At 68.9% G+C, this 14,089-nt stretch carries 10 protein-coding genes; 1 reads left to right on the top strand and 9 read right to left on the bottom strand.

The features are described from left to right. Window positions 1-4: 4 nt before the first annotated feature. From OCT48_RS17850 to OCT48_RS17890, 9 genes are all read right to left on the bottom strand, one after another. Complete coding sequence (locus OCT48_RS17850) at window positions 5-1,150, bottom strand: ABC transporter ATP-binding protein (protein ID WP_263590480.1); 1,146 nt, start codon at window positions 1,148-1,150, stop codon at window positions 5-7. Window positions 1,151-1,163: 13 nt separating this feature from the next. Further along, complete coding sequence (locus OCT48_RS17855; protein ID WP_263590481.1) at window positions 1,164-2,051, bottom strand: carbohydrate ABC transporter permease; 888 nt, start codon at window positions 2,049-2,051, stop codon at window positions 1,164-1,166. Between the two features lie 16 nt (window positions 2,052-2,067). Further along, on the bottom strand, window positions 2,068-2,958 hold the full coding sequence (locus OCT48_RS17860) for a carbohydrate ABC transporter permease (protein WP_263590482.1): 891 nt from the start codon (window positions 2,956-2,958) through the stop codon (window positions 2,068-2,070). A gap of 63 nt (window positions 2,959-3,021) precedes the next feature. Then, a complete protein-coding gene (locus OCT48_RS17865) occupies window positions 3,022-4,332 on the bottom strand; it encodes an ABC transporter substrate-binding protein (RefSeq protein ID WP_263590483.1) in 1,311 nt (436 codons plus the stop codon). Window positions 4,333-4,465: 133 nt separating this feature from the next. Beyond that, window positions 4,466-5,461 (bottom strand): sugar-binding transcriptional regulator, encoded by a 996-nt coding sequence (locus OCT48_RS17870; RefSeq protein ID WP_263590484.1) that lies wholly within the window; start codon window positions 5,459-5,461, stop codon window positions 4,466-4,468. A gap of 117 nt (window positions 5,462-5,578) precedes the next feature. Continuing rightward, window positions 5,579-9,244, bottom strand: a complete 3,666-nt coding sequence (gene putA, locus OCT48_RS17875; protein ID WP_263590485.1) for a bifunctional proline dehydrogenase/L-glutamate gamma-semialdehyde dehydrogenase PutA — start codon at window positions 9,242-9,244, stop codon at window positions 5,579-5,581. 109 nt (window positions 9,245-9,353) lie between these two features. Beyond that, window positions 9,354-10,631: an NAD(P)/FAD-dependent oxidoreductase gene (locus OCT48_RS17880; protein WP_263590486.1), complete on the bottom strand. Its 1,278-nt coding sequence runs from the start codon at window positions 10,629-10,631 to the stop codon at window positions 9,354-9,356. Continuing rightward, complete coding sequence (gene nhaC / locus OCT48_RS17885; RefSeq protein ID WP_263590487.1) at window positions 10,628-12,094, bottom strand: Na+/H+ antiporter NhaC; 1,467 nt, start codon at window positions 12,092-12,094, stop codon at window positions 10,628-10,630. Before nhaC ends, OCT48_RS17880 begins: the two co-directional genes overlap by 4 nt. A gap of 83 nt (window positions 12,095-12,177) precedes the next feature. Further along, a complete protein-coding gene (locus tag OCT48_RS17890; RefSeq protein WP_263590488.1) occupies window positions 12,178-13,047 on the bottom strand; it encodes an ornithine cyclodeaminase family protein in 870 nt (289 codons plus the stop codon). A gap of 122 nt (window positions 13,048-13,169) precedes the next feature. Between OCT48_RS17890 and OCT48_RS17895 the strand changes: the two genes are divergently transcribed. Then, window positions 13,170-13,970 (top strand): helix-turn-helix transcriptional regulator, encoded by an 801-nt coding sequence (locus OCT48_RS17895; RefSeq protein WP_263590489.1) that lies wholly within the window; start codon window positions 13,170-13,172, stop codon window positions 13,968-13,970. The last annotated feature ends 119 nt before the right edge of the window (window positions 13,971-14,089 follow it).

Here is a 14,089-nt window from a genome sequence, read left to right on the forward strand (position 1 = left end):
CCGGTCACTGGCCGACGGCGTCGGAGGGGGCACGGTTGTCCTGGCGACGCAGGCCGGCCAGGGGATGCTGGTGAAGGCTCGGCAGGGCCAGCCCGTCATCAGCGAAGAGATGCGCCCGGCCCGGCGCGAAGCCGAAATGCACCCGGTCATGCACGCGGTGCGCGACATCGCCGTCGGCCATGATGGTGACCATGGCCTCGCCCATCTGCACGTACAGCGAGGTCTGGCCCCCCAGCCGCTCGAGGACCTGGATCTCCCCTGCCAGGGGGCCCTGGTCGTCCAGCACCAGGTGCTCGGGGCGGATCCCCAGCTCCAGGGCCGCGCCGCTGGCCAGGCCCTGCCCCTCCACGGGCACCCGGGTCACGCCACCGCCCGGCAGGCGCACGCCGACGCCATCGGCGTCGGCCTCGGCCGCCTCGACGGACAGGAAGTTCATCTTCGGCGAGCCGATGAAACCGGCCACGAAGCGGTTGCGGGGATGGTGGTAGAGCTCCATGGGCGAGCCCACCTGCTCGACCTCGCCGTCGTGCAGCACGACGATCTTGTCGGCCATGGTCATGGCCTCGATCTGGTCGTGGGTGACGTAGATCATGGTGGCATCGAGCGCCTCGTGGAGCCGCGCCAGCTCGATGCGCATCTGCACGCGCAGGGCGGCATCCAGGTTGGAGAGCGGCTCGTCGAACAGGAAGATGCTGGGGTTGCGCACGATGGCGCGACCGATCGCCACGCGCTGGCGCTGGCCGCCGGAGAGCGCCTTGGGCTTGCGATCCAGCAGCGGTTCGAGCTGCAGGATCCTGGCCGCCTCGAGGACCTTGCGGCGGCGCTCGGCCTTGGCCACCCCGGCCAGGCGCATGCTGAAGCCCATGTTGTCCTCGACCGTCATGTGCGGGTAGAGCGCATAGCTCTGGAAGACCATGGCCAGGCCGCGGTCGGCGGGGCCGACCTCGTTCATGCGCTGGCCGTCGATCACGATGTCACCGCTGGTGGCGCTCTCGAGCCCGGCGATCATGCGCATCAGGGTCGACTTGCCGCAGCCGGAGGGACCGACGAAGACCACGAATTCCCGGTCGTTGACCTCGAGGTCGACGCCCTTGATGACGTCGGTCTCGCCGAAGCTCTTCTTGATCTGCTTGAGTTGTAGCGTTGCCATCTTGGTTTCCTCGTTATTTGACGGCGCCGAAGGTCAGGCCACGTACCATCTGCTTCTGGGTGAGCCACCCGAAGACGAGGATGGGCGCGATGGCCATGGTCGAGGCCGCGGAGAGCTTGGCCCAGAAGAGCCCTTCGGGGCTCGAGAAGGAGGCGATATAGGCCGTCAGCGGGGCCGCCTGGGAGGACGTGAGGTTGAGGCTCCAGAAGGCCTCGTTCCAGCTCAGGATCACCGACAGCAGGCCGGTGGAGGCGATCCCCGGCAGGGTCAGCGGCAGCAGCAGGTAGAGCACCTCCTGCAGCGTGCCGGCGCCGTCCATGCGTCCCGCCTCGAGGATGTCCTTGGGCATGTCCTTGAAGAAGGTGTAGAGCATCCACACCACGATCGGCAGGTTCATCAGGGTATAGACGATGACCAGCCCGGTGCGGGTATCCAGCAGCCCGACATCGCGGAACAGCAGGTAGATCGGCACCAGCACGCCGACCGGCGGCAGCATCTTGGTGGAGAGCATCCACAGCAGGGTGCCCTTGGTGCGCCTGGTGGGCAGGAAGGCCATGGAGTAGGCCGCCGGGATCGCGATCAGCAGCGCCAGCAGCGTCGAGCCGAAGGCCACCACCACGCTGTTGATGGCGAACTTGGCGTAGCCGGCACGGTTCTGGACCTCGGCATAGCTCTCCAGGGTCGGCGAGAAGACCAGCGACGGCTCGGCGATGGCCTCGGCCTCGGTCTTGAAGCCGGTCAGCACCATCCAGAAGATCGGGAAGAAGATCAGCAGGGCCACGGACCAGCCCAGCACGCCCAGCCACAGGCGGCGGCTGTGCAGGATGCCCAGCCGCGGCGCGCGTTGCGCCAGGGGGGCGGCGTGGCTGGTGGGCAGCGATTTGGTTCTTGCAGTCGTCATGAGAGGCGCTCCCGCGTCAGCTTTCCAGGTTCCTGGCCACCATGCGGACCAGGAAGATGGCGACGATGTTGGCGAGGATGATCGCGATCACCCCACCGGCGGAGGCCATGCCCACGTCGAAGTCGAGCAGGGCGCGAATGTAGATCAGGTAGGCCAGGTTGGTGGTGGCGAGTCCCGGGCCGCCGGAGGTGGTCACGAAGATCTCGGCGAAGATGGTCAGCAGGAAGATCATCTCGATCATGATCACCACGCTGATCGCCCGCTTGAGGTGCGGCAGGGTGATGAAGAAGAAGATCGCGATCGGGCCGGCGCCGTCCATGCGAGCGGCCTCCACCTGGTCCTCGTCGAGCGACTGCAGGGAGGTCAGCAGGATCAGCAGCGCGAAGGGCAGCCACTGCCAGGCCACGATGATGATGATCGAGGTCAGCGGCAGCGACGAGAACCAGTCCACCGCCGGCAGCCCGAACAGCTCGGCGAGCCAGGACAGCACGCCGTTGGCCGGGTGCATCATCATGTTCTTCCAGACCAGGGCGCTGACGGTGGGCATGACGAAGAACGGCGAGATCGCCAGCACCCGAGCGATGCCCTGGCCCATGAACTCCTGCTGGAAGAGCACCGCCAGCAGGGTACCGCCGACCACGGTGATCACCAGCACCCAGCCGACCATCAGCAGGGTGGTGCCCATGGCCGACCACAGGGCGGGGTCGGTGAACAGGTACTCGTAGTTCTCGAGCCCGGCGAAACCGGTCATGCCGGGCATCAGCAGGTTATAGCGCTGGAAGGAGAACCACAGGGTCATGCCCAGCGGGATCAGCATCCAGAGCAACAGCAGGGAGACGGCGGGCGCCTGGAGCGAGAGGGACCTAAGCCCCCCGACGGTACGCCCGGAAGTTCTGGTCTTGTTCATGTCGGTAACCGTGAAGGGTCGCGAAGGGGCCACCGGCCGGGTCACCCCGGCCGGCGGACAGGGTCAGTCCTGGTAGCCGGCACGCTCGATGGTGCGCTGGGTGGCACGCTGGGCCGCCTGCAGGGCCTGCTCGACGGAGGTCTCGCCGGTCAGCGCCGAGGCCACCATCTGGCCGACTTGGGTCCCGATGGACTGGAACTCGGGAATGCCGACGAACTGCACGCCGATGTAGGGCGCCGGCTCTTGGGTGGCGTCGGTGGGGTCGGCGCCCTGGATGGCCTGCAGCACGAAGTCGGCGAAGGGCGCGGCCTCCTGGTAGTCGGGGTTCTCGTAGGTGGACTTGCGGGTACCCGGGGGCACGCTGGTCCAGCCCTCCTGCTCGCCGACCAGCTCGACATACTCCTGGGAGGTCGCCCAGGTGATGAACTCGCGGGCCGCGTCCTTGGAATCGGAGGTCGCGGGAATCGCCAGCGCCCAGGACCACAGCCAGTGGGAGCCCTTCGGGGTCTCGGCGACCGGCGCCGGGGCGAAGCCCAGTTGGTCGGCGACCTGGGACTCGTCGGCGTCGTAGAGCTTGCCCGCCGCCGAGGTGGCGTCGACCCAGATGGCGCAATTGCCCCGGGAGAACAGCGCCAGGTTCTCGTTGAAGCCGTTGGAGCTGGCGCCGGGCGGGCCATAGTTGCCCAGCAGGTCGACGTAGAAGCCGATCGCCTCCTGCCAGGCCGGCGAGTCGATCTGGGGGTTCCAGTCCATGTCGAACCAGCGCCCGCCGAAGGTGTTGATCATGGTCGAGACCAGGGCCATGTTCTCGCCCCAGCCCGGCTTGCCGCGCAGGCAGATCCCGTAGGTCTGCTCGTCGGGGGCATGGAGCGTCTCGGCCCAGTCGCGCACCTGCTGCCAGGTGGGCTGCTCGGGCAACTCGATGCCGGCCGCGTCGAAGAGGTCCTGGCGGTAGTACATCATCGAGCTCTCGGCGTAGAAGGGCAGCGCGTGCAGGGTGCCGTCCTCGCTCAGGCCGTCGCGGACCGACTGCAGCAGGTCATCGACCCGGTAGTCCTCGGGCAGGTCGTCCAGTGGGGTCAGCCAGTCGCGCTCGGCCCAGATGGGCACCTCGTAGGTGCCGATGGTCATGACGTCGAACTGGCCACCGCCGGTGGCGATATCGGTGGTGAGGCGCTGGCGCAGCACGTTCTCCTCGAGCACCACCCAGTCCAGGGTGATATCCGGGTGGGCCTGCTCGAAGGCATCGGTCAGGCCCTGCATGATCACCATGTCGTTGTTGTTGACGGTGGCCACGGTGATCGTTTCCGCCTGGGCCGCGCTGGCGCCCACGGCCGCGATGCCGGCCAGCGGGAGCACACGAGAGAGCTTCATGGTTGGCTCCTTTGGGAAGTCTTGTGTTGTTGTCGACGCGTGATTCGGCTTTTGATCATTTCAATCAATGCACGAACAAATGATCGATCACGACCCCAAAAAAAGCAAAACCGCAGCGTTAGACTTTAGACGCTTAGACCTTAGTTGCAGGGCTTGCGCCGTGGAGAGCGGATCCGCGCTCCGCCTCGACGATGTAGCGCGCCGCGTGCTCGTCGGTGACCAGGCCCTTGAGCCAGCCACCACGCAGCGCGGCGAGCAGCGCCGGCCCCTTGTCGCGCCCACCGCCCACCGCCACTAGGGGACGGTCACGGAAGATGGACAGCGGCAGACTGGTCACCCGCCGGGTGATGGAGCAGTCGATGACCTCGCCGTCCTGGCTCAGCGGCCAGCCCAGCAACTCGCCCACCGCCTTGCGCTCCAGCAGCTCGTCGAGCTCGGCCTCGCTGATGAAGTGGTCCTGGAAGAGCGTCGCCTGGCGGTCGATGCGCCCGACCCCGATAAAGGCCACCTCGGCCTCGCGGGCGACCTCGGCCACCGACTGGTAGAGCCGCTGCCCGCACAGGGCCTCGCTCTCCTCCACCGAGCCCGCTACCACCGGGGCCGGCAGCAGGAAGCGCTCGCCGCCGGTCTTGTCGGCCAGCACCATGACGCCGTCGTAGCGGTTGGAGGAGCCATCCCGGGCGACATTGCCGACCAGCGAGACGAAGCGATGCTGCGGGCGATCGATGCGGCTCAGCGCCTCGACCATGCCGCGCACGGCACGGCCGGTGCCCAGCGACAGGGTCAGCGGCTCGCTGCGGTCCAGGTAGTGGGACAGGCGCTCGGCCGCGGCCACCGCCAGGTAGCGGGTACTGCCGCCGGGCGCGCCCTGCGGGTCGGCGGGCACCACGTCGCAGAACTCCAGCCCGTAACGCTCGCCGATCGCCTCGGAGAGCGCCATGCAGCCGGCGATGGGATGGTCGATATGTACCTTGACCAGGCCTTCCTGGCGGGCCAGAGCCAGCAGACGCTGCACGCCGGGACGCGACACGCCGAGCTGGCTGGCGATCTCGTCCTGGGTGTGACCGCCCACATAGGAGAGCCAGGCGGCCCGGGCCGCCTGGTCCAGCTTTCTCTCGAACTTGTCCACGGGTCGCCCCACTCCGCATAGCCTGTGACCGGCCGATCATCGCAAGGCGGGCGCCATTGCACAAATGCGGCGTCGACGCCCCGGACACGAGCCGGCGCCGCCATCGGGCCCTCGCGCCTATTCGGCCGTCGCCAGCAGGCTGGCGTTGCCGCCCGCGGCGGTGGTGTCGATGCACAGGTGGCGTTCCACCACGTAGCGCTCCGGCGCGATGGTCTGGGTCTCGAGCGACACGATGGGGCCGTCGCGCTGGGCGAGCGCGAGGCGCAGCTCGCGGGTCCAGTCGCTGGCGCCGGAAGCGGCCACCGCCGCGATGCCCTGGACCGCGCTCAGCGTCTCGGCCGCGACGCGGCCGTCGCGCGCGGCGACGGGCGCCCCGGCCTCGACCAGCGGCCGCACGGCCGGTACCGCGCCAGGTGCTGCGAGCACCGCCGCACAGCCCGCGCCGAGCGCCTGCACCGCCTGGGCGATGGCGATGTCGAGCGTCGGCCCGAGGCAGAGTACCGGGCCCTTGGGATAGAACGACAGCCGGTTGCTTTCCCCCGTCGGCCCCGGCAGCGTCTGCGGCGTCATGTCCAGGGCCGCGGTCTCGGCGAGCGCCTTGCGGATCACGCCGCGCTTGCCGGAGAGCGCCTTGCGCAGCACCTCGACCCGGTCGGGGCGCGCCGCCCAGTTGCGCGGGTCCAGGCCGTCGAGGGCCGACTGGAGATCGCCGAGCGCCACGGCGGCGTCCTGGGGCGCCTCGTGGCGCTCGGTGGCGGCGGTGCGGCGGAAGCGGTTGACGTAGAGCGGGCCGCCGGCCTTGGGCCCGGTCCCTGACAGGCCCTCGCCGCCGAAGGGCTGGGAGCCGACGATGGCGCCGATCTGGTTGCGGTTGACGTAGATGTTGCCGACATGGAGTCGTTCGACGATCTGCTGCACGCGGTCGTCGATGCGGGTATGCAGGCCGAAGGTCAGCCCATACCCCTTGGCATTGATCGCGTCGACCACGCCGTCGAGGTCCCGCGCCTTGAAGGTCGCCACGTGCAGGACCGGGCCGAAGATCTCGCGCTCGAGATCGTCGATGCCCCCGACCTCGACCACAGCCGGGGTGACGAAGGTGCCGACGTCCGGCGCGGGCAGCGTCTTCAGCACCTTGCCGGCCTTCTCCTGCGCCGCCACGTAGGCGCCGATGTCGGCCTGGGCGTCGGCGTCGATCACCGGCGAGACGTCGGTGTCGGTGTTCCAGGGGTCGCCGATGGTGAGCGCGTCCATGGCGCCGTCGAGCATCGTCAGCAGCCGCTCTCGCGCCTCTTCCTGGACATACAGCATCCTCAGCGCCGAGCAGCGCTGGCCGGCCGACTGGAAGGACGAGATCAGGATGTCGCGCACCGCCTGCTCGGTCAGCGCCGTGGAGTCCACGATCATGGCGTTCAGCCCGCCGGTCTCGGCGATCAGCACCGCATCCGGCCCGGCATTCTGCGCCAGGGCCTGGTGGATGATCTGCGCCACCTCGATCGAGCCGGTGAAGCAGACGCCGGCGATCCGCGGATCGTGGGTCAGCGGCCCGCCCACCGTCGGCCCATCGCCGGGCAGCAGTTGCAGCGCCGCCTCGGGCAGGCCGGCCTCGCGCATCAACTCGACGGCCCGGGCGGCGATCAGCGGTGTCTGCTCGGCGGGCTTGGCGAGCACCGCGTTGCCGGCCGCCAGCGCCGCGGCGATCTGGCCGGTGAAGATGGCCAGCGGAAAGTTCCACGGGCTGATGCAGACGAAGATGCCGCGGGCGCCGCCGGGCTCCTCCGCCTCCAGCCGCTCGCCCTCGTTGGCGTAGTAGCGCAGGAAATCCACCGCCTCGCGCACCTCGGCGATGCCATCGAGAATCATCTTGCCGGCCTCGCGAGTGGCGATCGCGGTCAGCTCGGCGATGTGCTGCTCGTAGAGATCGGCGATCCGGCGCAGCACCTCGGCCCGTTCGGCCACCGGCCGTGCCGACCAGTCGCGGTAGCCGTCCTCGGCGGCGTCGAGCGCGGCCGCCACCTCGGCCGGCGTCGCCTCATGCACCCTGCCGACCAGGCGCGAGCCGTCGGCGGGCGACACGGCATCGCGGGCCGGCCCCTGCGGTGCCGGGCTTCCCGCCAGCATGGGCCCGGCGGTCCAGGTGGTGTCGGCGAATTCCTCGCGCGCCGCCAGCAGCGGCAGGATCGAGGCGGGTTCGTTGATCCGGTAGCCGCGGGAGTTCTTGCGCTCGGGGGCGAAGAGCTCGCCGGGCTGGCGGATCAACGGGCTGGCGATGGCGTCGCCCAGGCGCTGCATCCCGGCCACCGGATCCTTGGAGACCTCGCTGGGGGGAATCGAGTCGTCCACTACCTGGTTCACGAACGAGGAGTTCGCCCCGTTCTCTAGCAGGCGGCGTACCAGGTAGGCCAGCAGGTCACGGTGCGCGCCGACCGGGGCGTAGATCCGGCAGCGCGTGCCCTCCGCCTGCTTGACGATATGGTGCAGCGACTCGCCCATGCCGTGCAGGCGCTGGAACTCGTAGCTGTCCTTGTCGTCGCCCGCCATGGCGACGACGGCGGCGCAGGTATGGGCGTTGTGGGTGGCGAACTGCGGATAGATACGATCGCGCCGGTCGAGCAGCAGCTGCGCGCAGGCCATGTAGCTCACATCGGTGTTGACCTTGCGGGTGAAGACCGGGAAGGTCTCGACCCCCATCTCCTGCGACAACTTGATCTCGGTGTCCCAGTAGGCGCCCTTCACCAGCCGCACCATGATCCTGCGGTCGAGCCGCTCGGCCAGCTCGTAGAGCGCCTCGATCACCGGCGCGGCGCGGCGCCCGTAGGCCTGCACCACCACCCCGAAACCGTCCCAGCCGGCGAGACCGGGGTCGGAGAGCAGCGCCTCGATCACGTCGAGCGACAGGTCCAGGCGGTCCTGTTCCTCGGCGTCGATGTTGAAACCGATATTGGCCTTGGCCGCCTGCTGCACCAGCTCCAGGGCGCGCGGTACGAGGGTCGTCATCACCGTGTCGCGGTGGGTGGTTTCATAGCGCGGGTGCAGCGCCGAGAGCTTCACCGAGATCCCGGGGCTTCCGCGCACGTCGCCCTGGGCCTGCTTGGCGATGGCGGCGATCGCCGTGGCGTAGGCCTGGTGATAGCGCCGCGCGTCGGCGTCGGTGCGCGCCGCCTCGCCCAGCATGTCGTAGGAGTAGGTGTAGCCCTGCTTCTCGAGCTCGCGGGCATTCTTCATGCCCTCCTCGATGGTCTGGCCGAGCACGAACTGGCGGCCGAGGACCTTCATCGACTGCCCGACGGCGGTGCGTACCACCGGCTCGCCCATGCGGCGCACCAGGCCGCGCAGCGCCCGCACCGGACCCTTGGGATCCTCTTCCAGCACCTTGCCGGTCAGCATCAGCGCCCAGGTCGAGGCGTTGACCATCGACGACGAGGACTTGCCCAGGTGCGCGCCCCAGTCGGAGGGCTCGATCTTGTCGTGGATCAGGTCGTCGATGGTCTCCGCATCGGGCACGCGCAGCAGCGCCTCGGCCAGGCACATCAGGCCGACGCCCTCCTCGGTCGAGAGCCCGTATTCGGCCAGGAACGCCTCCATCATCGAAGGCGAAGTCTCCTTGCGCACGCGCTCCACATAGTGGGCGCCGACCTCGGCTACCCGGCGGCGGTCGTCCTCCGACAGCGTGATGCGTTCGACGAGCCCACGCAGCACCTCGGCCTCGTCGGCCGCATAGTGGGCACGGATACGCGCCCGCGGTTCGCTCACGACGGTATTCGGATGAAGGTTGGCTTCGTTCATGATGGATCTCCCCAGCGACACGCATCGCCTCGTCGATATGCCGTCTCGGATGGCGTCGTCATTGTCGAAAGTCATTCATCTAGCGTAGGCGCCCCAGCCGGGGTTGCGCCTACTCCGTTTTCCAGCGCCGTGAGAAGCGGGTCACCCGGTAGGGAGCGAGGTCCAGGGCCGGGTTTTCTCCCGCCATGCGTGCGGCCAGCAACTCCGAGGTGATCGCCGCCTGGGTCAGCCCCAGGTGCTGGTGGCCGAAGGCGAAGTGCACCGCCGGGTAGTCCGGATGAGTATCGATCACCGGCAGGGAATCGGGCAGGGTCGGGCGGAAGCCCATCCACTCCTCGGCGCCCTCATCGAGACCGGTGGGGTCGCGCAGCAGTGCTTCGGCATGATGGCGCAGCGACGCATAGCGGCGCTTGACCGGGGACAGCGAGAACCCGCCGAGCTCGGTGAAGCCGACCACCCGCAGGCCGCAACTCATCGGCGTCATCACGCAGCGGCGCTCCGCCGAGCCCACCGGCTGGCGCAGGGCCTGCCCTCGCTTGGGCAGGGTCAGGTGATAGCCGCGCTCGGTCTCCAGCGGGACCGACAGGCCGAGCCCGGCGGCCAGTCGATGGCTCCAGGCGCCCGCGGCGACCACTGCCCGGTCCGCCTCCAGTTCGCCCGCATCTGTGTGAAGGCGCACGCCCTCGCCATGGGGTTCCAGCCGGCTCACTCGCACCCGGCACAGCTCGCCGCCGCGGGCCTCGAAGGCCGCGGCCAGGCGCCGCACCAGGGCATAGGGGTCGCGCATCTGGTGGGCGCCGGGGAAGTAGAGCCCGTGGCTCAGCTCGCCCGTCAGTCCCGGCTCGCGCTTGCGTAGCGCCGCCGCCTCGAGCCACTCCACCTCATATCCCCAACGCTGCAGGTGGGCCATCTGCGCCTTGGCCGCCGCCCGGCCTCGGTCAGACTCCCACACCAGGAGATACCCCGAGACCAGCAACTCCTCCTTGGCGCCGATATCGGCCAGGCAGCGCTGCCAGGCGGCCACCGCCGCCCCGTTCAGGGCCGCCAGTGCCTGACGCCCCTTGGCGACCCGGGCGGGACGGGCGGCAGCGATAAAGCGCGCAAGCCAGGGCGCCAGCCGCGGCAGGTAGCGCAGCGGCAGGGCCAGGGCCCCGTGGGGGTCGAGCCACAGCCGTGGCGCCTTGCGCAGGGTGGCCGGCGTCGACAAGGGATCGATCAGCTCGGTGGCCAGGAAGCCGGCGTTACCGTAGGAGGCACCCTCCCCCGGCCCCCGGGGATCGAGCACGCTGACCCTATGCCCCTGGCGTTGCAGGGCCAGCGCGGTGGTCATGCCGATGACACCCGCGCCGATCACCGCGGTGCGATCCCCTCCTTCACCTCGGGTCATTCGCGTTCCTCCGCCGCGGGCATGGGCTGGGCATCGGCTGCCTCTTCGGGCTCGGCGCGCCAGGAGAACCAGCCGAGCTGGGCATAGAGGATACCGATCACCGGCGACAGCCAGCAGGCGAAGGCCAGGGGGATATACAGCAGCTGGCTGAAGTCACCCCCGGCCACGGTCAGCCCCAGCGCGCCCATCACGAAGGCGCCGCCGGCGTTCCACGGCACCAGCGGCGAGACCAGGGTACCGCCCTCCTCGATGGCCCGGGCCAGGTTTAGCCGTGAGTAACCCATCTGGTCGTAGGCGGGCTTGTACATGCGCCCCGGCAAGGCGATGGACAGGTAGACGTCACCGGACACCACGTTGGTGGTGATGGAGGTCAGGATGGCGCTGGTCTGCAGCCCCCGGAAGCTCTTGAGGCGCTTCATGATGGTCCCGACGATGGCCTCCAGGCAGCGGGTGCGCTCCAGGGCACCGCCGAAGGCCAGGGCGAACATCATCAGGGTCACCACCCAGGTCATGGAGGTGACGCCGCCGCGGTTGAGCAGGCTGTCCAGCGTCTCGCTGCCACTGGCGATGGAATAGCCACCGTGGGCGAAGGTCAGAGCATCATGGAGGGACGCCCCCTGGGTCAGGATGGCGACACCCCCGCCCAGCATCACCCCGGTGAACAGCGCCGGGATCGGCGCCACCTTGAAGCAGGCCAGGCCGATGACCACCACCAGCGGCAGCAGTTGCCAGATGCCCATCTCGAAGTTGTCGGCCAGCCCCTGCTTGATGAGGTCGATGCGCTCGAGGGAATGCCCCACCCCGGCCTCGGCGCCACCGACGACCCAGTAGATCGCCAGGGCGATCAGCATGGCGGGGACGGTGGCCGGCATCATGTAGCGGATATGCTCGAAGATATTGGTCTCGGTGACCGCCGGCGTCAGGTTGGTGGTATCGGACAGCGGCGAAATCTTGTCGCCGAAGAAGGCCCCGGAGACGACGGCCCCGGCGGTCCAGTAGATGGGCACGCCGAAGGCATCGCCGATACCGATCAGCGCCAGGCCCACGGTGCCGACGGTGGTCCAGGAGGAGCCGATGGACAGCGAGACCATCGAGCACATCAGCATGGCGGCGGCCAGGAACCAGCTCGGGTCGATCAGCTCGAGGCCCAGAGAGATCAGCATCGGCACGGTGCCGCTGGCGAGCCAGGTGCCGACCAGCATACCGACGATGATCAGGGTACCGATGGAGGGCATCGCCACGTGCAGCACCTTGAAGGCGCCGGCCTCGATGTCCTGCCAGCGATAGCCCTGCAGCCAGCCCACCAGGGCGGTGATGGCGAAGCCGATGGCCAGCGGGATATGCGGGGTGAAGTCGTCGTAGTAGAAGATCTGCATGCCGAGCAGGCCAATGGTCAGCACGATGGGAATCAAGGCCAGCGGCAGGCTCGGTACGGGGATGTCAGGGACTGCGTCGTCTTTCATCTTGCGTAACACTCCCGGGCGGGGTATTGCCCCACGCTGTTGTCGTTGTGTCAGGAGTCGAGGGACTGGGCGATGCAGAGAGCTCAGGGCTGTGCGGTACAGCGCTCGTAGGCCAGGATGGCCGCCTCCAGGTCGGGGAAGTCGGCCAGGATGTCGGACGCCTGGATGACCCCGGTCTTCAGCGGATCGATCAGGTCGCCGGTCTCGCTGGTGGCCCCCTCACGGGTATCGACGAAGATCGCGCCACGGCGCATCACCGCGTCGTCGGCCTCGCGCATGAAGGGCATGAAGCTGCCGACCAGGTCCAGGTGCGTGCCGGGCGACAGCCACTCGCCCTGGATCAGCGGATCGCGACTCAGGGTGGCGCAGCTGATGATGTCGGCCCGGCCGGCGGCCTCGGCCAGGCCGTCCTCCGCTACCGCCTCGGCGTCGATCCCCTCGGCCCGGAACTCCTCCGCCAGGGCGCAGGACGAGGCCTCGCGGATATCCCAGATACGCACCCGCTGGATCGGCCGAACCGCCTGGTGCGCCGGGATCAGACGACGGGCCATGCGCCCGGCGCCGACCATCAGCAGCTCGCTGGCGTCCTCGCGGGCCAGGTAGCGCGCCGCCAGGGCGGAAGCGGCCGCCGTGCGACGGGCAGTCAGCTCGTTGGCCTCGAACTGGGCCAGGTGGTGGCCGGTCCGCGCGCAGCTCAACAGGTAGTGGCCGGTAAGGCCGGGCAGACCCCGGGCACTGTTGCCGGGGAAGACGTTGACCTGCTTGACCCCCAGGTACTGGCCCTCGATCCAGGCCGGCATCAGCAGCAGGGTGGCGTCCGGGTCGCCCGGTACGCTCAGGTGATGGTGGTGGCGCACCGGCGAATGCACGGTGCGGGTAAAGATGTCGTCCAGCGCTTCCACCAGGGCCCCCCAGGGCAGGCTGGTGGTGACTTGTTCGGCGTCGAGATACATGTCAACCTCATTTCTACTGTGTCCAAGGCCAGTCTATAGAGGGGCTCGACGCGGGCTCTTGACCCTGTCTCCGCAAGCGTTGATTCAGGCTCCGCAATCGTCGCGGGCCCGAGGGGAACGCCATGTCACACACCCAGGCCCGCTGCAATCGCATCGCCCGCCGCTCAGGCGAGCATTGCCACGCCCACCCCCAGCTGATGCTCGGGTGGCGCGGCGCCATGGACTACGAATTCAGCCGGGGAAGCGAACGACTGGTGCTCGGCCAGGCGGCCATCCTCCCCACCCGCGAACCGCATAGCTACCTGGGCCGGGGGGAAGACAGCGAGGTCCTGGTGATCGATCTCGGCACCGACGACCCCTGCCTGGCCTCGCTGGAGAAGAGCTGTGCCCTGGACCTGCGCGAGTCGCTGTTCGCCGAGCCCCGGGCGCTGAACCTCCCCCCCACCCTGTTGCCCATGGTGGAGTTCGCCACCGGCCAGCTGAAGCTGGCCCATACGCTGGAGCAGCGCGCCCTGATCAACCAACAGCTGGCAGTGCTGTTCGTCAGCCAGTGCAGTCAACTGCTCGCTCAGGGCGAGATCGAGGCGCTCAAACCTGGTCGCCTGTGCGCCGCGGCCCTCGATGCCTTCATCGACGAGCGCCTGACCATGCCGCCCGACAACCGGGCTCTGGCCGAGGCCATGCACCTCGGCCAGAGCCAGTTGCACCTGCTCTGCCAGCGCCAGTTCGGCGTCACCCCGCAGCAATACGTGATGAACCGCCGCCTGAGCTGGGCCCGCCACTGGCTGCGCCATACCCGGCGGCCCGTGGGCGAGATCGCCCTCGACCTGGGCTTCACCGAGGTCTCGAGCTTCTCCCGGGCCTTTCGCCGCTGCACAGGCCATGCCCCCAGTGCCGAACGCCGTGCCGGCAACGATCGCTGACTCCGCCGCGTCCTGCCGATGTCGACTGTCCACCTGGCCACCGCCGGCCCGGCACCGGGTGAACCCACTTGCTAGGCGTCATGGCAATCAATGAGAAGAAATCCTGACAATGGAGCCGA

It is taken from the genome of Halomonas sp. M4R1S46 (genome assembly GCF_025725685.1).
GTDB lineage: Bacteria > Pseudomonadota > Gammaproteobacteria > Pseudomonadales > Halomonadaceae > Halomonas.

Bases quoted from the DNA above. Each gene is read 5' to 3' on its own strand.
- OCT48_RS17850 (WP_263590480.1), bottom strand. From the start codon at position 1,150: ATGGCAACGCTACAACTCAAGCAGATCAAGAAGAGCTTCGGCGAGACC.
- OCT48_RS17855 (WP_263590481.1), bottom strand. From the start codon at position 2,051: ATGACGACTGCAAGAACCAAATCGCTGCCCACCAGCCACGCCGCCCCC.
- OCT48_RS17860 (WP_263590482.1), bottom strand. From the start codon at position 2,958: ATGAACAAGACCAGAACTTCCGGGCGTACCGTCGGGGGGCTTAGGTCC.
- OCT48_RS17865 (WP_263590483.1), bottom strand. From the start codon at position 4,332: ATGAAGCTCTCTCGTGTGCTCCCGCTGGCCGGCATCGCGGCCGTGGGC.
- putA (WP_263590485.1), bottom strand. From the start codon at position 9,244: ATGAACGAAGCCAACCTTCATCCGAATACCGTCGTGAGCGAACCGCGG.
- OCT48_RS17880 (WP_263590486.1), bottom strand. From the start codon at position 10,631: ATGACCCGAGGTGAAGGAGGGGATCGCACCGCGGTGATCGGCGCGGGT.
- nhaC (WP_263590487.1), bottom strand. From the start codon at position 12,094: ATGAAAGACGACGCAGTCCCTGACATCCCCGTACCGAGCCTGCCGCTG.
- OCT48_RS17890 (WP_263590488.1), bottom strand. From the start codon at position 13,047: ATGTATCTCGACGCCGAACAAGTCACCACCAGCCTGCCCTGGGGGGCC.
- OCT48_RS17895 (WP_263590489.1), top strand. From the start codon at position 13,170: ATGTCACACACCCAGGCCCGCTGCAATCGCATCGCCCGCCGCTCAGGC.